19 protein-coding genes are annotated in these 19,525 nt (G+C 57.2%); 15 read left to right on the forward strand and 4 right to left on the reverse strand.

Annotation, left to right across the window (positions count from 1 at the left end; translation table 11 throughout):
- The first annotated feature begins 284 nt into the window (after window positions 1-284).
- Entirely contained in the window at window positions 285-1,235 is a 951-nt protein-coding gene (locus JOE09_RS19505) for a sugar-binding transcriptional regulator (protein WP_200547294.1), read from the forward strand.
- On the opposite strand, the gene JOE09_RS19510 is transcribed toward JOE09_RS19505, so the two are convergent.
- Both JOE09_RS19510 and JOE09_RS19515 read right to left on the reverse strand, forming a co-directional pair.
- Window positions 1,232-2,722: a DUF5605 domain-containing protein gene (locus JOE09_RS19510; protein WP_205066927.1), complete on the reverse strand. Its 1,491-nt coding sequence runs from the start codon at window positions 2,720-2,722 to the stop codon at window positions 1,232-1,234. The two genes, JOE09_RS19505 and JOE09_RS19510, sit on opposite strands and share 4 nt — an antisense overlap.
- A gap of 16 nt (window positions 2,723-2,738) precedes the next feature.
- Window positions 2,739-4,100, reverse strand: a complete 1,362-nt coding sequence (locus JOE09_RS19515; protein WP_205066928.1) for a glycoside-pentoside-hexuronide (GPH):cation symporter — start codon at window positions 4,098-4,100, stop codon at window positions 2,739-2,741.
- 313 nt (window positions 4,101-4,413) lie between these two features.
- Here JOE09_RS19515 and JOE09_RS19520 point away from each other — a divergent pair, with 313 nt between their 5' ends.
- Window positions 4,414-4,677 (forward strand): CopG family ribbon-helix-helix protein, encoded by a 264-nt coding sequence (locus JOE09_RS19520; RefSeq protein ID WP_205066929.1) that lies wholly within the window; start codon window positions 4,414-4,416, stop codon window positions 4,675-4,677.
- Window positions 4,678-4,683: 6 nt separating this feature from the next.
- Complete coding sequence (locus JOE09_RS19525; RefSeq protein ID WP_205066930.1) at window positions 4,684-4,962, forward strand: type II toxin-antitoxin system RelE/ParE family toxin; 279 nt, start codon at window positions 4,684-4,686, stop codon at window positions 4,960-4,962.
- A gap of 99 nt (window positions 4,963-5,061) precedes the next feature.
- Here the strand turns inward: JOE09_RS19525 and JOE09_RS19530 are convergent, their stop codons facing one another.
- Together JOE09_RS19530 and aptA are read right to left on the reverse strand one after the other, a co-directional pair.
- Window positions 5,062-6,555: a CoA-acylating methylmalonate-semialdehyde dehydrogenase gene (locus JOE09_RS19530; protein WP_205066931.1), complete on the reverse strand. Its 1,494-nt coding sequence runs from the start codon at window positions 6,553-6,555 to the stop codon at window positions 5,062-5,064.
- 10 nt (window positions 6,556-6,565) lie between these two features.
- Complete coding sequence (gene aptA / locus JOE09_RS19535) at window positions 6,566-7,897, reverse strand: omega-aminotransferase AptA (RefSeq protein ID WP_205066932.1); 1,332 nt, start codon at window positions 7,895-7,897, stop codon at window positions 6,566-6,568.
- A 99-nt stretch (window positions 7,898-7,996) separates the two neighbouring features.
- On the opposite strand from aptA, the gene JOE09_RS19540 reads away from it, so the two are divergent.
- The 12 genes from JOE09_RS19540 (at window position 7,997) to JOE09_RS19595 (ending at window position 19,340) form a co-directional block, all read left to right on the forward strand.
- A complete protein-coding gene (locus JOE09_RS19540; RefSeq protein ID WP_205066933.1) occupies window positions 7,997-8,899 on the forward strand; it encodes a LysR family transcriptional regulator in 903 nt (300 codons plus the stop codon).
- Window positions 8,900-9,113: 214 nt separating this feature from the next.
- Window positions 9,114-9,947, forward strand: a complete 834-nt coding sequence (locus JOE09_RS19545; protein ID WP_105591910.1) for a substrate-binding periplasmic protein — start codon at window positions 9,114-9,116, stop codon at window positions 9,945-9,947.
- A gap of 63 nt (window positions 9,948-10,010) precedes the next feature.
- Window positions 10,011-10,847 carry an amino acid ABC transporter ATP-binding protein gene (locus JOE09_RS19550; RefSeq protein WP_205066934.1) on the forward strand — a complete coding sequence of 279 codons (837 nt, stop codon included), beginning with the start codon at window positions 10,011-10,013 and terminating at the stop codon, window positions 10,845-10,847.
- Between the two features lie 11 nt (window positions 10,848-10,858).
- Window positions 10,859-11,530 (forward strand): amino acid ABC transporter permease, encoded by a 672-nt coding sequence (locus JOE09_RS19555; protein WP_205066935.1) that lies wholly within the window; start codon window positions 10,859-10,861, stop codon window positions 11,528-11,530.
- A 7-nt stretch (window positions 11,531-11,537) separates the two neighbouring features.
- Entirely contained in the window at window positions 11,538-12,206 is a 669-nt protein-coding gene (locus JOE09_RS19560; protein WP_239553191.1) for an amino acid ABC transporter permease, read from the forward strand.
- Between the two features lie 21 nt (window positions 12,207-12,227).
- Entirely contained in the window at window positions 12,228-13,106 is an 879-nt protein-coding gene (locus tag JOE09_RS19565) for a dihydrodipicolinate synthase family protein (protein WP_105591907.1), read from the forward strand.
- Between the two features lie 63 nt (window positions 13,107-13,169).
- Complete coding sequence (locus tag JOE09_RS19570; protein ID WP_205066936.1) at window positions 13,170-14,444, forward strand: NAD(P)/FAD-dependent oxidoreductase; 1,275 nt, start codon at window positions 13,170-13,172, stop codon at window positions 14,442-14,444.
- Window positions 14,441-15,922, forward strand: a complete 1,482-nt coding sequence (locus JOE09_RS19575; protein ID WP_205066937.1) for an aldehyde dehydrogenase family protein — start codon at window positions 14,441-14,443, stop codon at window positions 15,920-15,922. Before JOE09_RS19570 ends, JOE09_RS19575 begins: the two co-directional genes overlap by 4 nt.
- 11 nt (window positions 15,923-15,933) lie before the next feature.
- Window positions 15,934-16,959, forward strand: a complete 1,026-nt coding sequence (locus JOE09_RS19580) for a proline racemase family protein (protein ID WP_105591904.1) — start codon at window positions 15,934-15,936, stop codon at window positions 16,957-16,959.
- A 42-nt stretch (window positions 16,960-17,001) separates the two neighbouring features.
- Window positions 17,002-17,709, forward strand: a complete 708-nt coding sequence (locus JOE09_RS19585) for a GntR family transcriptional regulator (protein WP_205066938.1) — start codon at window positions 17,002-17,004, stop codon at window positions 17,707-17,709.
- A 108-nt stretch (window positions 17,710-17,817) separates the two neighbouring features.
- Window positions 17,818-18,573 carry an SDR family NAD(P)-dependent oxidoreductase gene (locus JOE09_RS19590; protein ID WP_205066939.1) on the forward strand — a complete coding sequence of 252 codons (756 nt, stop codon included), beginning with the start codon at window positions 17,818-17,820 and terminating at the stop codon, window positions 18,571-18,573.
- Between the two features lie 11 nt (window positions 18,574-18,584).
- Window positions 18,585-19,340 (forward strand): SDR family NAD(P)-dependent oxidoreductase, encoded by a 756-nt coding sequence (locus JOE09_RS19595; protein WP_239553192.1) that lies wholly within the window; start codon window positions 18,585-18,587, stop codon window positions 19,338-19,340.
- The last annotated feature ends 185 nt before the right edge of the window (window positions 19,341-19,525 follow it).

Raw genomic sequence — 19,525 nt, forward strand, 5'->3', positions numbered from 1 at the left:
ATGAATAAATATTCATGCGGGGTAAAAATAAAGACCGTCGTGAGCGGTCGTTCAGTCTTGAAACCGTATTAACTGCAGTTCGCAGGTTTTTGCTTTACTGGCTTGAATATATATTCACTATTGATTTAATATTTATTATTATGACCTCAGTTACGCAGTCGAACTATCGGTTCAGCGAACAATTGAGATCGCGATCACAATTTAACCGCAGAAATTATCCGGTGTCACGGTGCTGACTTTAGCTTACGCTCTGCGCAGTAGGGATTGTTTAAATACGAGGCTTTATGATCAGGCAAAACGAAATCAGATTGATGGTAAAAATCGCCAACCTTTACTACAACGAAGGTTCCAAACAGGCTGAGATTGCCGCCGCGCTGAATCTTTCGCAGTCTTTTGTCTCCCGCATGCTGAATCGCAGCGTTCGCGAGGGGATTGTTAAAATCAGTGTGGTCCAGCCTGATAACGTCTTTCCGCAGCTTGAGCGCGGTATTGAGCAGCGCTACGGCATTCAGCAGGCGATCGTCGTTGACGTCGCCGAGGATGACGATGCCGCACAGGTGCGCAAGGCCATCGGTGCCGCCGCCGCGCACTATCTGGAAACGCGGCTGCGCAACGGCGAGCTGGTCGGGATTTCGTCCTGGAGCAGTACCATCAGAGCGATGGTCAGTGAAATGCATCCGCAGACGGTCAAAGTTGATGGCGTGATCCAGCTGCTCGGCGGGGTAGGCGTGAACGGCAACGTGCAGGCCACCATTCTGACCCAGGACCTGGCAAACCGGCTCAGCTGCCGCGCGTGGCTGCTTCCGGCACAGTCGATTGAAGGTTCGGTGACCAGCCGCGATCTGCTGGCGGCGAGTAAAGATGTTAGCGAAGTGCTGCACAAGTTTAATGAAGTCACCACCGCCGTGGTCGGTATCGGCGATATGGAACCGTCGCAGTTGCTGCGCCATTCGGGAAATTACTACGATAAAACCATGCTGCTGTCGCTGACGGAAAAAGGCGCGGTCGGTGATATCTGCCTGCATTATTTCAACGCAGCGGGCCAGCCGGTGCTGAACGAAGATGACGATCCGGCGATTGGCATGACGCTGGCGCAGCTGAAAGCCTGCCCGCACGCCATTGCGCTGGCGGGCGGACAGGAGAAGGTGACGGCGATTAAAGCGGCGCTGAGCGGCGGGTATCTTAACGTGCTGATTACCGACTACCCCACGGCGCGCGCGTTGATGGAAGATTAAACGGCGGTCATGCGCAGGGCGATACCGGGGCGGCCTGGCAGCGGCAGCCTGTCGCCGCTGCGCCATGTCCCAGTCACGCGCTCCACGGTCATGGCCCAGGCGTCGATAATCTCGACCGCGAATTCTTTTCCTTCCGGCAGCATGGTCAGCAGCTTAAAGCCCGGCTGGCTGTCGCCGAACCACAGCAGCCAGTAATCGTCCCCCATATGGCCAATGGTGACATCCCACTGCGAGTGGCTGCGGCCCTTCCACGGCGACAGGCGTTTTGCTTCGCCTTCCTCCAGGATGTTGCGCAGGAACGCAATACGTTCGGGGCTTTCTCCCTTGAGCTTTCCGCCGTGCGACCACCAGATAATTTCATCATCGCTCAGATAGCTTTCGCCGTGAGTGACGTAGCCACCGGCGCAGACCCCTTCCCAGGTCAGGTTCAGCATCTTGCGGCCGCTGATATTGCCCCAGCCGCAGTCAACGTCCCCTTCATAGCGGCATTCATCAATGACGATCGGCTTGCTGAACTGTTCGCGCCAGCCGGGAACAAACCACAGATCGTGGTGCTGGATGCTGGCGTGGGTAATCAGCGGGTCAGTCTGATCGTACCAGTGGTCGTTACTGGTGTAATGAATCGGCGGGTTATGCCAGTTATGGATGGAGATAAGATGACCATAGGGATCGTCCGCTGTAATCTGCTTAAACACGCCGTCCCAGAACGACATGGGCTTTTTACGCAGTAAATCGAACTCGTTGGCCAGCGACCACCAGACGTTGCTGAAGCTGGAAAGACGCGCCACCAGATATTCCACGTAGCGGCGATCCGTTTCAGCATCCATCTCCGCAAAGCCCCAGCGGTCGTAGGGATGGAAGATAATCAGGTCGGCTTCAATCTCGCGATCCTTCAGCGCGTCGATCTGGTTCTCCAACTGGTGGAAGAAGGCACAGTCGAAGCGTGAAAAATCAAACCCGTCGGTGATATTGCCCGGGAACGGGAACCGCTGCGGTTCTTTAAAGTTATAGGTGTAGTGCTTGGGGAACACGCACATTCTGATTTTATTGAACGGTGAAGCCGCCAGCGAGGCCAGCGTTTGCTCCTGCACCGCGTCCGACTGATAGTTCCAGACGTAGGCGGTGGTGCCGAACGGATACCAGGCTTTGCCGCTGGCGGTGCGGAAATGGAAAGTCTCATCCGTTTCAATCGGGCCAGTGGCCTCAGCCCCGGCTGGCGTACAGTTCACGCTGCCGGTAATGCCGCTGAGGCTGGCGATATTGCTCTCGGTTCGAAACGTCCAGATGCCTTCACTCTGTGGCATAAAGCGCAGCAGGAAACGGCCGCCATCATCGTAAAACCCGCGCACTACCTTCTGGTCATCGCCGTTGCTGAAGGTGGCTGTTACCCATGACTGGGTAAAATGCGCCGGATCGCTTTCTGCTTTAAACACGAATTCGGCACGTGACCATTTCGCGATATTAAGTGTGGAAGGGGAAACTAACATCTCAGGGTTCCTCTGCTTAGTGAATGCCGGGCTGGTGTGGCTGTGATACAGGGGCCTGCGCCGCCTGACTGTCATCCAGATTAAAGAACATCAACAGCACCACGCTGATGCCGTGGAAAATGGCGGGTACGCCAGCGATCAGGAAGATAATGCCTTTCAAAATCTCCGGGGTGATGGCAACGCCGGCGTGATAGCCGCTCATACTTAAAATAAAGCCCACCAGGCCACCGGCGATGGCCAGGCCGATTTTCATCGTGAACAGGGTGCCTGCGGCGATAAAGCCGGACATCTTCAGGCCGCTTTTACGTTCGCAGTAGTCCGCGCATTCCGACGGCAGCGCCCAGGCGGTGATGGCACCGATTTCAGCGAGCAGGACAGAGACTACCAGTAAGGCCACCGCCAGCCAGATGTTATCCGGGCTGACAAAGAACAGCGCCAGTGCGGCGATGCAGCCTCCGGACTGGGCCAGCTTCAGCGTGCCCAGTGCGCTGACTTTCTTACGTTTAATCAGCTGCAGGGCGATCATCGGCGCAATAATACCGGCGATAGCGGTGGCCGAAAGCAGCCCGGAAACGAAGCCGTCGCTGCGGCCAAGGAAGTACTTCACAAAGTAAATCGTTGCGCTGCCCTTAATCACGAAGGCGATTGAGCTGGTGATTTTGAAGATGTAAAAAATCACCACCGGGCGGGCAGACAGCGAGATGCGCAGCTGCTGCTTAAAGGAAACGTTTGACGCCAGCGATGCCGGTTTCACTCGTTCTTTGGTGCCGAAGAAACAGCTCAACATCATGGCGGTAGCCAGCACGGCAATCATACTCATCGCTACCATGTAGGCCTGCGCTTCATTATCCTTGCCGTACCAGGCAACGAACATCGGTACCGTTACTGAACAGATCAGGAAAGACATCTTCGCCAGCGGGAAGCGCCAGGCATTGGCAGCCAGTCGTTCCTGTGGATCGCTGGTCAGCGCCGACAGCAGCGCGACATAAGGCACCACGGTGGAGGCATACATCAGGATCAGGAACAGGTAGGTGGCATAGGCATACACCAGTTTCCCTGTTGGGGAAAAATCGGGTGCCAGGAACACCAGCAGGCAGGAGAGGCCATACGGCACCGCCAGCCACAGCAGCCACGGGCGGTAGTGCCCGTGCCGGGTTTGCATCCGGTCCGCTACGTTCCCGATAAACGGATCGTAAAACGCATCCACCAGGCGTGCGATAACAAACAGCAGGCCCATCGCCGCTGCCGAAATGCCTAAAACATCGGTGTAAAAATAGGGTAGAAACATCATCGTCATGCCGAGGAAGATATTGGCGGACGAATCTCCAAGACCAAAACAGATTTTTTCCCGCACGGACAGCTTGTGAACCGGTTCCATTTCTACTCCTGAATATATATTCAATTGGGATTATATATTCTATTCTGCGGGATACCGGTAACAGACTGCCAGAGGACAAAGTGGATTCTGGAAGAAGGGTCACATTATTTTTTAGTCAGTCAGATGGTTTTGACGATGAAAATGTCATTAGTGTGATGATATTTAATGATTTATTTTACAAAAATAAATGTTATTGGTAAGTAGTATTTTTGGTGAGAGATGCTGCCTGAGAACAAGCTGGCGCTAATTAAAAATGAAGCGACGTGAGAATGAAGTGTTACCATGTAGATACAGCGTAACGACGAGGTGCATAATGACACAGGCAACCCTGAATTTAAGAATTGATGCTGAACTAAAGGCCGCCTTTCTTGAAGCCGCTAAAGCGATGGACCGTAATGGATCGCAGCTGATACGAGATTTCATGCGAGAAACGGTGCAGCGGCAGCATGATGAATGGTTTCGTCAACAGGTTCAGGCGGGAATTGAACAGGCCGATCGCGGTGACGTTTTCTCCGCGGAATTTGTTGAGGCAGCAGCAGCTGAATGGCGTAAGCAGGCAACAAAGAAAATGGGCTGACAAACAATGGAAATCACATGGACGCGGTTGGCCAGTCAGGACAGACAGAGAATTCGCGAATATATCGCGGAAGAAAATCTCTTTGCCGCGATAGAACTGGATAAGCAGATCGGGAATAAGGCGGCAAGTTTAGCCGCCCATCCACTTAAAGCACGTATCGGACGCGTGGAAGGGACGAGGGAACTGGTTATCCATTCTCATTTTATTTTGATTTATCGCCTCAGGGAAAGTCAGAAAAAGATTGAGATACTTCGCGTGTTACATACCGCGCAACAATGGCCTTGATACCAACAGATCTTTCGAGAGCATCATCACACAGGCGGCCGCAAATCCGGCCGCCAGAGGGTTGTAAAGTTGGTCAGGCAGAAACCGCCGGGCCGTCAGTTAATGGCTGGGAAACGCAAACTGGGAAGCTTCCTGCGCTTTCTGTTTTGGCCAGCGCTGGGTGATAGTTTTGCGGCGGGTATAGAAGCGAACACCGTCCGGGCCGTAGGCGTGCAGATCGCCAAACAGCGAGCGCTTCCAGCCGCCGAAGCTGTGGAACGCCACCGGAACCGGCAGCGGCACGTTGATGCCGACCATCCCGACTTCAATCTCATTGCCGAAGTGTCGGGCGGCTTCACCGTCGCGGGTAAAGATGCAGGTGCCATTACCGTACTCGTGCGCGTTGATCAGTTCGATTGCCTGTTCCAGTGAATCGACCCGCACCACGCACAGCACCGGGCCAAAAATCTCTTCTTTATAGATGCGCATATCCGGCGTGACGTGGTCAAACAGGCAGCCGCCGATAAAGAAACCGCCTTCGTGGCCTGCAACCTTTAGCGACCGGCCATCCGCCACCAGTTTCGCGCCCGCCGTCTCACCGTCATTAATATAGCCGGTGACTTTCTCCTTATGCGCGGCGGTGACCAGCGGCCCCATATCCAGCCCGCATTCGGTTCCCGCCCCGATTTTCAGCGCGGTGATTTCCGGGGTCAGGCGGGCAATCAGCGCGTCGGCCACCGCATTGCCCACGCAAACCGCCACCGAAATCGCCATGCAGCGCTCGCCGCAGGAACCGTAAGCCGCCCCCATCAGCGCGCTGACCGTATTATCCAGATCCGCATCCGGCATCACCACCGCATGGTTTTTTGCGCCGCCCAGCGCCTGCACGCGCTTGCCGCGCTTCGTCCCTTCGCTGTAGATGTACTCGGCAATCGGCGTGGAGCCGACAAAGCTGATCGCCTTCACGTCCGGGCTTTCAATCAGCGCATCCACCGCTTCTTTGTCGCCGTTGACCACGTTCAGCACGCCCGCAGGCAGGCCAGCCTGCTGAAACAGCGAGGCGATCAGCAGCGTGGAGCTGGGATCGCGCTCGGAAGGTTTCAGCACAAAGGTATTGCCGCAGGCGATAGCCAGCGGATACATCCACAGCGGCACCATCGCCGGGAAGTTAAACGGCGTGATGCCCGCCACCACCCCGACGGCATGAAAGTCGCTCCAGGAGTCGATCCCAGGCCCGGCATTGCGGCTGTATTCTCCCTTCAGCAGCTCAGGGGCGGCGCTGGCATATTCCACGTTTTCGATACCGCGTTTCAGTTCGCCTGCCGCATCCTCCCGCGTTTTACCGTGTTCTTCGCTAATCAGCTGGACGATCTCCTCCTGATGTTCCTCAAGCAGCTGCTTGAAGCGGAACAGCACCTGAGCGCGCTTCGCCGGAGGCAGATTGCGCCACGCGGGAAGAGCGGCTTTGGCGGCGGCAATCGCTTCCTGGACCGTGGCGGCGCTGGCCAGTTCAACCTGGCGGATGGGTTTGCCGGTAGCCGGATTAAAAACGGTGGCAGTGCGGCCATCGGGCTGGCGAATTTTACCGTTGATCAGATGGGTGATAACAGTCATGACATTTCCCTCAGTTAATGTGGTGCAGGGCTTCGCCCACGGCATCAAAAAGACGATCCAGCTCGGCAGGCTCGGTGTTAAACATCGGGCCAAACTGCAGCGTATCGCCACCAAAGCGCACATAAAAACCGGCTTTCCACAGCGCCATACCGGCATCAAACGGCCTGATGGCGGCGTCGCCGTCGCGCGGTGCCAGCTGAATCGCCCCCACCAGGCCACAGTTACGGATATCAATCACGTTAGGTGCGCTCCGCAGCGCGTGCAGCGTGCGTTCAAAGTGCGGGGCCAGCTCTGCCGACCGGGCGATCAGCTGCTCGTTTTCCAGCAGATCCAGCGTGGCCAGCCCGGCGGCGCAGGCGACCGGATGCGCGGAATAGGTGTAGCCGTGCGCGAACTCCACCGCGTGCTCGGGGAGCGGCTGCGACATAAAGGTGTGATAGATCTCGCTGCTGGCCACCACGCCCCCCAGCGGGATCGCGCCGTTGGTCACCTGCTTGGCGAAGTTGAGCATATCCGGGGTGACGCCAAAGTATTCGGCACCGCTCCAGCGCCCCATGCGGCCAAAGCCGGTGATCACTTCATCAAAGATCAGCAGGATATTATGCTGGGTACAGATCTCGCGCAGGCGCTGCAGATAGCCGCGAGGTGGAATAATCGCCCCGGCGGAGCCGGAAAGCGGCTCAACGATCAGCGCGGCGATATTGGACGCATCGTGCAGTTCAATCAGCTTCAGCATCTCATTGGCCAGCTCCACGCCGCCGGTTTCCGCCATACCCGCCGTGAAGGGCAGGTCGGTTTGCAGCGTATGCGGGATATGGTCAACATCCATAAACTGGCCGAACATTTTACGGTTGCCGCCAATGCCGCCCAGGCTGGTGCCGGCAATATTCACGCCGTGATAGCCACGCGCGCGGCCAATCAGTTTGGTTTTCGACGGCTGGCCTTTGGCGCGCCAGTACGCCCGGGCCATTTTCACGGCGGTATCGGCGGATTCAGAACCCGAACCGGTAAAGAACACGTGATTCAGATCGCCGGGCATACGCTGGGCGATTTTATCTGCCAGCTGGAACGACAGCGGATGGCCATACTGGAAGCCCGGCGAGTAGTCCAGGGTGCCAAGTTGTTTGCTGACCGCGCTCTGGATCTCGCTGCGGGTATGGCCTGCGCCGCAGGTCCACAGCCCGGACAGGCTGTCAAAAATCTGGCGGCCTTTATCATCCGTCAGCCAGCGCCCCTCTGCCGAAACGATAAAGCGCGGATCGCGATGGAAGTTACGGTTGGCGCTGAACGGCATCCAGTGCGCCTGCAGGTTAAGAGATGCGGTGTTAACGGCTTCTGACATGATTTTTCCTCCTGACGGGTGTAGGAAGAGTTTGCATTTAAGTATCAGTTAAGTTAAATGCCTATTAATGCATCTTTAGTTATGGAATAACTCACCTATATGAAAAGCAAATCTCTCGCCCAGGTCACTGACTTTGACCTCAAGCTACTGCGAATATTCAAAACCGTCTGCGAATGCGGCAGCTTTTCTGCCGCTGAAAGTCTGCTGGGTATTACGCGCTCGGCGATAAGCCTGCATATGAGCGATCTGGAAAAGCGCCTCGGCATGCGTTTGTGCCAGCGCGGGCGCGCCGGGTTTGCCCTGACCGATGAGGGGCGCGAAATTCTGCGCCACAGCGACAGCATGATGGCGGCCATTGAAGGGTTTCGTCAGCAGGTGAACCAGATGCACAAGCAGCTGCGCGGTGAATTTAACATCGGCATTATCAATAATCTGGTCACCCAGCCAAAGATGAAAATCACCCACGCACTGGATTCCCTGCGGGAGATCGGGCCGGATATTCGCCTGAATATCAGCATGAGTACGGCCGCTGAAATAGAGCGCGGGCTGATGGACGGTCGTCTGCATATCGGTGCTTTGCCGCTGACATCTCCCGTTTCCGGGCTGGATTATGCTCATCTTTACGATGAAAAATCAGAGCTTTACTGTAGTAGTACGCATCCGCTTTTCAGCGGATACAGCGATCCGGGGGACGATCTTCTGGCGCAGTATGATGCGATTGCGCCGAGCTTTCGCATGACGGCTGAAACCATCGGTCTACACCAGATGCTGAACTGCACGGCCACCGCTTCTGACCGCGAAGGCATTGCGTTTCTGATCCTCACCGGGCGCTTTATTGGCTACCTGCCCGATCACTTTGCCGCGCAGTGGGTGGAGAAAAAGTTAATGCGCGCCGTTGCGCCATCGCGGCTGAACTTCAGCAGTAAAATTGCCATCGTCACCCGAAAAGGGCGTCGGCCTAATGCCATTCTTGAACGATTCCTCCAGGCGCTCGATCTGTAACCCGCTCGTCATCCCCGCTTTTATGAAGCCGATCACACGCGAGTGGCGATCGGCGTCAAACTTTGATCATAAGTAAACCGTATTAGTTGACTTTGTTAATTTCGTGCTTCTATTCTCTCATTCAGCGATGCATACAAAATTGCATACATGAATGAAGAAATAAGCACCACCTAACTGTTCCTGTTCGCAACATCAACGTTTGGACGAGGTCTTTATGGTCAGTGTTCGTTTATCACATCTCAAAAAGTTTTCCTGTTGTCTGGCGCTGGGCAGTGCTCTGCTGGCGTCATCTCTTCCCGCTTCGGCAGCCGTCGGTTTCTGGCAGAGCATTCAGCAAAAGGGCGTCCTGCGCTGCGGCGCGGCAACGGCAGCACCCTATGTGATGCGTGATGCCAAATCGGGCGAATACAGCGGCTATTTTGCTGAACTCTGCCGCGATTTTGGTGAAAACGTCTTAAAAGTGAAGGTGCAGTTTGTCGATGCCAACTGGGATACGCTGGTCGCCGGGCTGCAAAGCGACAAGTGGGATATGGCGCTGGGATTAAATCAGACCCCGGAGCGCGCGCTGGCGGTCGCGTTCTCGGCACCGGCGCAGGACTATCAGGTCTCTTTCCTGATTAATAAGCAGAACCCCAAAATGGAAGGGGTGACCAACAAATTAGCGGATCTCGACAAACCCGGCGTGACCTTTGCGGTGATGTCCGGCACCTCGCAGGATAAAGCGGTCACCGCCGCGATTAAGAAAGGCACGATTATGCGCCTGCCCGGCAATGATGAAACCCGCCTGGCGCTGATGGCCCGCCGCGCCGATGTGCTGGTGGACGCCAGCGATACCAACCACCTGTTCGCGCTGGCTAACCCGGACTGGGCGAAAGAGATCCTGCCGGTTCCGGCGCTGGCGAAGCAGGGTGTTTCCTTCGGGCTGCCGCGATCTATCACCGAAGCCGACCGGGACGTGATTGATATCTATCTGACCCAGCGCCGTGCCACCGGCGAGATCGATCAGCTGGTCAATAAAGCCTCGATGGAAGCCAACGCCGCAAAATAAGGCGTGATGAATTTCTGACACTTAATTAACCGTGTGCATTCCGCACGCAGCGGAGGAATGATTATGAATGCCTCAAGTAATTTGGCGGCCGCACCCACGCGCCTGCAAGATAACCGACCTGTATTTCTCAATGAATTTAATAAAGGCGAATTTATTCAGCTGGAAAAAGTGAATAAAGCCTATGGAGAATTAGTGGTGATGGATAATTTTGACCTCACCATGAGAAGCGACGATCGTCTGGTTATTATCGGGCCGAGTGGAAGTGGTAAAAGTTCTCTGCTGCGTGTGTTAATGGGACTGGAAGGTATTCAGGGCGGGACGATCAATTTCCATAAGCAGCACTATATCGTCGGTGATAAGGCCAAAAAAGCAAAAATCGTTGATGCGAATATTCAGAAAAAGATCGGCATGGTTTTCCAGCACTACACGCTGTTTCCGCATCTGTCCATTTTGAGCAATCTGATCCTGGCACCGATGAAAGTCCACGGGCTGGAGAAAAAGGTGGCGGTGGAAAAAGCGCGGGCGCTACTGGCCCGCTTTGGGCTGGAAAGCAAGATCGGCGCTTATCCCAGCCAGCTGTCCGGCGGCCAGAAGCAGCGTGTAGCCATTGCCCGTGCGCTGATGCTGGAGCCGGAACTGATGCTGTTTGATGAAGTGACCTCGGCGCTTGACCCGGAAATGGTTACCGAAGTGCAAAGCGTGATGATGCAGCTGGCCGATCAAAAAATGGCGATGATTATTGTCACCCACGATATGCACTTTGCGCGGAATATCGCTTCCCGCGTGGTGTTCTGCGCTAACGGGAAAATTGTTGAGCAGGGCCACCCTGATTCGCTATTTACCTGCCCGAAAGAAAAACGCACTCGTGAGTTTCTGGAAAAAGTCCTGCATCTGGATTAATGAGGTTAATTATGAACTATCAGTTTGACTTTCATTTCCTGCAGGGAAATCTGGGGTCGCTGTGGGACGGATTAAAAGTAACACTCGAACTGGCGCTGGTGGCAAATATATTCGGCCTTGTTTTTGGCTTTATTTTATGCCTGATGGCGATGAGCCCGCTGGCGATATTACGCTGGCCGACGAAGTTATTTATTGAGTTTTTCCGCTGCACGCCGGTATTGCTGCAAATCGTCTGGTTTTATTACTGCGTGCCGATCATGTTCAACCTGTTTATTGACCCGATCTATATGGGTTATCTGGCGCTGGGGCTGAATCTGGCGGCGTTTAATGCCGAAGCCTATCGTGCCGGGGTACAGGCGGTGCCGCACGAGCATCACGATGCGGGGATTGCGCTGGGCCTGAATCGCTTCCAGCAGACGGTTTACGTGGTGCTGCCGCAGGCGATACGCAATGCGCTGCCGGTGCTGATGACCAACGGCATCTCGATTTTGCAGCAGAGCGCGCTGGTAGCGATTGTCGCCATCTCCGATCTGATGTACGTCGGCCGAAATATCGCCACCGAAAGCTACCGTCCGCTGGAAACCTACTCGTTGATTGCGCTGATTTACTTCGCGCTGTCGCTGCCGATTTCCCAGCTGGTTGCCTGGGTTGAACGCCGCCAGGATGCGGCCACAGAACGCTGAGGCTCAGATGATGACACTCGATTTCACCCAGGTCTTTTCCTACTGGCAGGTGCTGTTACAGGGCCTGGGCCTGACGCTGGCCTTTACGCTGAGCTGCGCGGTAATCGGCAGCCTGGCGGGCTTTATTGTCAGCCTGCTGCGCCTGTCGCCGTTTCGGCCGCTGCGCTGGCTGGTGACGCTGTACGTAGAGTTTTTTCGCGGCACGCCGCTGCTGATCCAGCTGTTCTGGGTGTTTTTCTGCTTCCCGGTGGTCTTCCAGCTCAATATCGCCCCGTGGCTGTGCGTCACCCTGTCGCTGGTGCTGTATATGGCGGCGATCACCAGCGAAACCTTTCGCGGCTCGCTGAAATCCATCGCCGGGGAACAGCATGATGCCTGCGTGGCGCTGAGCCTGACGCCAACGGCCAAAATTCTCTACGTCATCTTCCCCCAGGCGCTGCTGCGCGCCGTGCCCACGCTGCTGTCGAACGTGGTTGCGCTGTTCAAGGAGAGCGCGCTGATCTCATCGGTCGGCGTGGCGGATCTGATGTTCGTGGGGCAAAGCATTTCCAACAGTACCGCGCGCCCGGTGGAGTTTCTGACGGCCGTGGCGGTGATCTATTTCGTTGTGGCATTCCCCTTAACGCGCCTGGTGGGCGTGGTCGAGTCGCGTTTGTTACGGCGTTACGCCCTTTAACTGTCAACAGGAGAAGTAACGATGAAACTACAAGGTATTTTACCGGCCCTGGTCACCCCTTTTGATGCCGCAGGCGCGGTCGATCACCAGCAGCTGGCCGATATTCTGGAGTATCAACTGAAAGCGGGCGTGAACGGCTTTGTGCCGCTCGGCTCCACCGGCGAATATTATGCCCTGACCAACGAGGAGCGCCGTCAGGTGCTGAAAACGGTGAAAACGGTGGTGGGGGATCGCGGCACGCTGATCGCCGGAGCGAACGGTTCCTGTACCCGCGAAGTGCTGGAGCAGGTGCGGCAGACCGTTGACGCGGGCTATCACAACCTGCTGATTGCTCCGCCGTACTACGCGCTGCCTTCCCAGGAGGAGCTGATCGGCCACTATCAGGCGATTCTTGATGAATTCAGTGACATCAATGTGGTTCTGTATAACTATCCGGTGCGCACCAACGTGGAGGTCGGTTTCAGCGTGCTGGAAGCGTTTAAAGATCATCCACGCGTGGTCGGAATTAAAGAAAGCAGCGGCAGCGTGCTGCGTGCGGTCGAAATTGGTCACCGCTATAAAGAGCAGTATCAGCTCTCCTGCGGCTCCGACGATGTGGCGTTTGATTTCTTTATGTGGGGTGCCAGCAGCTGGATTTGCGGACCGGCCAACTGCTTCCCGGATCAAATCGTCGACTTCTATCGTAAATTCAGCAGCGGCGATTTACGCGGTGCACAGGATGTGATGCGTACGCTGTTCCCGGTGATGGCCAGCATGGAAGAGGGCAAGTTTATCCAGAAGGTGAAATACGGCTGCGAGCTGGCTGGGTTTAAGGCGGGTAATGCCAGAATGCCGCTACAGCCGTTAACCCCGGAAGAGAAGGCGGCATTCCGCCAGGTATTTGAAGCATCCCAGCGCTAATCACAATTGAGGTTTCGGCTGGCGGGCAGAACGTGCGCGCCAGCCGGTTAATGAGTGGCAACTATGTCAAAACAGCAGATTACACAAAAGTCGGTGGTGATTGGTGGCGGTATTGTGGGCGTCTGTTGTGCGCTCTGGCTGCAAAAAGAGGGGCATCAGGTGTGGCTGATCGACCCGGCTGCACCCGGCGACAGCACCGCCAAATGGAGCTGCGGGCAGATGGCGGTGAGTGAAGTGATCCCGCTTTCCAAACCGGGTATTTTAAAACGTATTCCTGGCTGGCTGCTGGATCAGACCGGGCCGCTGGCGCTGCGCCCGGCGGCGTTACCGGCCATGCTGCCGTGGTTTCTGCGCTTTGTTGCCAACGCGCGCCACAGCCGCATCGACGCCATTGCCCATGCGATGGCTACGCTGACCCATCAGGTTTACCCAGATTTTGCCACGCTGCTGGCGATGTGCCCGGACAAAACGCTGCTGGGGCAGCGCCCGGTCATTGAAGTGTTTGATTCACCGCGCGGCCTGGCGGCGGAAGCTGAGCACCTGCGCCTGCGCGAGCAGCTTGGCTTTAAGGCCGAGACGCTGGATGCCGCGGCGATTGCCGATCTGGAACCTGCGCTGGCGGGGAAATTCTCGCACGGCGTGCTGTTCCCGGACTGGTGCGCCGTCAGCGATACCAAAGGCTTTATTGCCGCGCTGACCGATGCGTTTGTGCGTCAGGGCGGCGTGCGTGTAGACACCGAAGCGCAGTCAATCAACGAAGCGAACGGTCTGGCCTGCGGCGTGACGCTGAACGATGGCCGCCAGCTGCCCGCCGATCATGTGGTGGTGGCTGCCGGCACCGGCTCGAGGCGCTTCTTCGACCAGCTTGGCGTACGCGTGCCGCTGACCGGCATTTCCGGCTATCAGGCGCTGCTGCCGCAGCCCGAGGTCGAGTTTCACCATTCGGTAATTTATGCCGACGGCGGCTTCTGCTTCACACCGATGACCCGCGGGTTGCAGATCGGCGGCACCATTGAATTTGCCGGTGCCGATGCGAAACCGAACTTCCAGCGCGCCGAGATTATCCTGCAGAAGGCCCGAAGGCTGCTGCCGCAGCTCAACGTGGCCGATAAAGAATTCGGCGTCGGGCACCGTCCCTTCCTGCCGGACACCAAACCGATCATTGACCGTTCGCGCCGTCTGACCAACGTGCTGATGGCCTTTGGCCACGGCCAGCTCGGGCTGACGCTGGGCGCAACAACCGGACGGCTGATTGCCGATCTTGCTGCCCTTCGCGTGCCCGCTCAGGATCTTACCCCTTTCAGCGCCTATCGCTTTATGTCAGGAGACCGTTCATGACCTTTACCAACCAGCTTTTTATTAACGGCCAGTGGGTTGCCCCGGTGCGCGGCGGCAGCTTTGATACGATTGACCCGGCGAATGAAACCGCCATTGCGCAGGTCGCCGCCGCGACGGCTGAAGACGTGGACCGGGCGGTGCAGGCCGCGCGCAACGCTTTCGACCACGGCGGCTGGCCGGAACTGAGCGGCAAAGCGCGCGCCGGGTATCTGCGCCGCATCGCCAGCCTGATCCGCGACCGGCAGCAGACGCTGGCCGAACTGGAAGTGCGCGACAACGGCAAACCGCTGCCTGAAGCACTGTGGGATATCGGCGATACCGCCTACTGTTTTGATTTCTATGCCGATCTGGCCGAACAGCTGGATGCGCAGCAGGAAAAGGCGGTGGCGCTTTCTGACGAGCGCTTCAGCTCCGTGGCGCGCAAAGAGCCGGTCGGCGTCTGTGGGGCGATTATCCCCTGGAACTTCCCGATGCTGATGGCGGCGTGGAAAGTGGCCCCGGCGCTCGCCGCGGGCTGCACGGTAGTGCTGAAGCCCTCCGAGGTCACGCCGCTGACCGCACTCCAGCTGGCGGACATCGCCCGTGAGGCCGAGCTGCCGCCGGGCGTGCTCAATGTGATCACCGGCTTCGGGGCTGATGCTGGCTCGCCGTTAACTGAACATCCCGATGTCGATAAGCTGGCCTTCACCGGTAGCGTGCCTACCGGGCGAAAAATCATGCAGGCCGCCGCCGCAGAGATTAAAAATGTCAGCCTGGAGCTGGGGGGCAAGTCGGCATTTATCATCTTTGATGACAGCGATATTGAAAAAGCGGTGGAGTGGATACTGTTCGGCATCTTCTGGAATAAAGGGGAAGTCTGCTCGGCGACCTCGCGGGTGCTGGTGCAGCGCAACCTGTATGATGCGCTGCTGGCCCGGCTGGTGGAGGAAGCGGAGCGCATCCGCATCGGCAACGGAATGGCCGACGGCGTGCTGCTCGGGCCGCTGGTCAATGCTGCACAGTATGAAAAAGTGCAGGCGGCGATCGCGCGCGGCATCGAGCAGGGGGCGACCCTGCTCAGCGGCGGGAAGAGACCGAACGGCCACGACAAAGGCTACTTCCTGCAGCCGACGATTTTCACCGATATGTCTGAAGAGAGTGACATCTGGCGCGAGGAAATTTTCGGCCCGGTGGTCTGCGTGCGAGCCTTCGATGATGAAGCCGAAGCCGTGGCCTCCGCTAACCGTTCTCGCTTTGGCCTGGCCGCGGCGGTGATGTCGCCGGATCTGGCGCGTGCCGAACGCGTAGCCCGCAGACTGCGCGCCGGGATTGTATGGATTAACTGTTCGCAGCCCACCTTCACCGAAGCGCCGTGGGGCGGCTATAAGCAGAGCGGCATCGGCCGCGAGCTGGGCGAGTGGGGCCTGAACAACTATCTGGAAACCAAGCAGATCACCCGTTACGACAGCGACGAGCCGTGGGGCTGGTACATTAAATAAGAGATAACGCCATGCGCTGGAAAAAAACATTACAGCTGATTGATGTGCACTGTGAAGGGGAGATCGGCAAGGTGATCACCTCGGGAGTGATTGATATTCCCGGTACCACCATGCTTGATAAAATGAACTACATCAACGAGGTGGACGACAGTCTGCGTCGCCTGGTCATGCTGGAACCGCGCGGCTGCCTGCAAATGTCGGTGAACCTGCTGCTGCCGCCGACGGTGCCGGGCGCACATGCGGGGTTCATTGTTTTGCAGGCCGATAAGGCGCATCCAATGTCCGGCAGCAACTGCATCTGCGTGGTTACCGCGCTGCTGGAAACCGGGATGATTGCCATGCAGGAGCCGGAAACCACCGTGGTGCTGGATACCCCCGCCGGGCTGGTGACGGCGGTAGCGGCCTGTTCCGACGGGCGCTGCGTGAGCGTGTCGCTGGATATGGTGCCTGCCTTTGTTGAACATCTGGACCGCGAGTTTGATATTCCCGGCTTTGGTAAGATCGCCGCCGATATCGCCTTTGGCGGCGTCTATTATGCGCTTATTGACGTTGAGCAGATCGGCCTGACGATTTCACCGGACAATGCCCGCGAGCTGGCAACCCACGGCGTGGCGTTTTGCCAGGCAATTAACCAGCAGATCCAGGTTCGCCATCCGCTGCTGCCGTTAATTAACGACGTGGCCTATGTGATGTTCCGCCAGCGTGAGGAAAGCAAAATCTGGCGTACCTGCACCACGCTGCCGCCGGGGCGGGTGGATCGTTCGCCCTGCGGCACGGGCAGTTCTGCTAACCTGTCTGTACTGGATGCGCGCGGTGAAGTGGAAGTGGGCGATCGCCTGACCTCGCGTTCAACGATTAACGGTGAGTTTCGCGTAGAGCTGCGCGGGCGTACTCAGGTCGGCGATAAGCTGGCGGTGCTGCCGCGCGTCACCGGGCGGGCCTGGGTGTACGGCATTCAGCAGTTAGGCGTTGATCCTGACGACCCGCTCGCGGCGGGCTTTATGCTCAGCGATACCTGGGGACCGGCATTATCCTGAGGCCGTTTTTGTATTAATTGACTCTCAGTCAGGGAAAGAGCGATGAAACCTAGCGATAAAGAAGAAAGCACCGGCCGCCGACACGGCGGGCGCTATATTTATGAAGAGCTGCGTCGGCAGATCCTGACGCTACAGTTGAAGCACGGCGAACAGCTGGACGAGATTTCGCTGGCGAACACGTTTGGTTTGTCTCGCTCCCCGGTGCGCGATGCGATGGCGCGTCTGGTGAGTGAAGGACTGGTGACGATTCTGCCGAACCGTACCGCCATCGTGACGCCGTTTGAAATTGAGGAATTTCCGAACTACATCACCGCGCTGGATCTGATCCAGCGGGCGGTGACGCGGCTGGCGGCGAAGCACCGCAGCGAAGCCGATCTGCTTAAAATCGAAGCGGCGAACGCCGAGTATATGGAAAAGGTTTATCAGGGCGACTTCAGCGCGATGACGGAGAAGAACAAAGCCTTTCATCTTGCCATCGCCGCCGCCGGTCGCAACAACTACCTGGCGACCTACTACGATAAGCTACTTTCCGAGGGCCAGCGCATCCAGCACCTGCAGTTTGACTTTATGACCAGTCAGGATGCACCGCAGAAGCTGGGCCGCGATCACGATGAGCTGATCGCGGTGATCCGCGCCGGAGACGCCGACGCGGCCGATAAAGCCGCTCATGAACATACCATGCTATTCCAGAACCGTTTTCTGACCTTTATGCAGCGCAATCTGCTGAAGGATATGGACATTAACGCCTGATCCCCCGGTTTTAAACCCTCCGCCGCGCGTAAAAAGCGCGGCGGGCGGGGAGAGTTTGGCTTTTTTCCGGCAGCGGGCAGTGCACAACAGCGATACGAGGAGAGAAAAATGCAGCGTTTTAGCAATAAGAACGTCATCGTCACCGGCGGCGCAGGTGGCATCGGCGAGGCTATCTGCCGCCGTTTTGCCGCAGAAGGTGCGCAGGTGTGGATCGTTGACAGCAACGCGAAACTGGCCACGGCGCTGGCGGAGAGTATTCGTCAGGAAGGCGGAAGAGCGCAGTGGCGCGCCGTGGATCTGGCCAGCGCGGCAGAAATCACGGCATTTGTCGCCGACGTGAAATCACAGGAATCCCGCATTGATGTGCTGATCAATAACGCCGGGATCAACCGCCGTGGTCCGCTGCTGGAGCTGAGCGAAGAGGACTGGCACAGCACCTTTACGGTAAATCTGGATGCGTTGTTTCATATGTGCCGCGCGGTGCTGCCGCAGATGATCGCCCAGGGCGGCGGGGGGATTGTCAACACCGCCTCGCAGTGGGGGCTGCACCCCGCGCCGGGGCATATTGCCTACAACACCTCCAAGGCCGCCGTGGCCGCCTTTACCCTCAATCTGGCACGTGATTACGCCGCCGATAAGGTGCGGGTCAACGCGGTGTGCCCCGGCGAAGTGCGAACCCCGATGCTGGAAAGCAATCTGGCGCGCAGCGGCCGCACGCTGGACGATTTAAACGCGCTGGTGCCGTTTGGCCGTATCGGTGAACCGGAAGAAATTGCCGCTACCATGGCGTTTCTGGCCTCGGATGAAGCACCGTATCTTTGCGGTGCACTGATTGAAATCACCGGCGCGCAGGCCGTGGCATAACTCCTGGAGGAATGATGACTTCACTTAGCGGAAAAACAGTACTGGTCACGGGCGCTACCAAAGGGATTGGTCGCGAAATTGTTAAATCGCTGCACGCTGAGGGCGCTTCGGTGATCGGCCACTATGGTCACGATGAACGCAGTGCGGTGGCGCTGCTTGCGGAGTATCCCCGACGACTGCAACTCGTTCAGCAGGATTTGTCACAGCCGCAGGCTGCGGCGGCGCTCTGGCAAAAGGCGCTCCGCTGCGCCGACAGAATAGACGTGCTGGTGAATAATGCCGGGATTTATGTTGCGTCGCCGCTTGAGGATACCGAAGCGTGGCAGGCGGGATGGCAGGTCAATTTACAGGTAAATCTGCAGGCCCCCGCCGATCTGTGTCGGCTGGCAATCGGCCACTTTAGCCCACAGGGCGGCGGGATAGTGATTAATATGGCCAGCCGATCTTCGCATCGCGGTGACGGGCCGGAACATCTGGCCTACGGCGCGGCAAAAGGCGGACTGCTGGCGCTGACCAAAGGGATCGCCCGCGGCTACGGCCATCAGAACGTGCTGGCCTATGCGCTGGCTCCGGGCTGGGTGCGCACGGCGATGGCAGAGGATCATATCGCCAGCGTCGGCGAAGCCGCGGTCACGGCAAACCTTCCGCTGCGTGAAGTTACGCCGCCTTCCGACGTGGCGGCGATGATCGCCTTCCTCGCCAGCGGCCGCTGCCGCCACGCCACCGGATCAACCATCGATATTACCGGCGCGGATTACGTTCGCTAATCTGCCATCGCTGTAATTTTCACCTTTCATGACAAACCTGCATCCCGCTGACGGGATGCAGGATGTGATCTGCATCACAAATAATACCTTAGTGTCGCGAATTTAAATTTATGTAAAGCAGCTTGATTGACTTTGTTAATCACGAGGTTCTATGCTTTGCGTCGTATTGTGTGCAAGTTTGTACA

The organism is Pantoea coffeiphila (assembly GCF_016909495.1).
Classification (GTDB): domain Bacteria; phylum Pseudomonadota; class Gammaproteobacteria; order Enterobacterales; family Enterobacteriaceae; genus Erwinia; species Erwinia coffeiphila.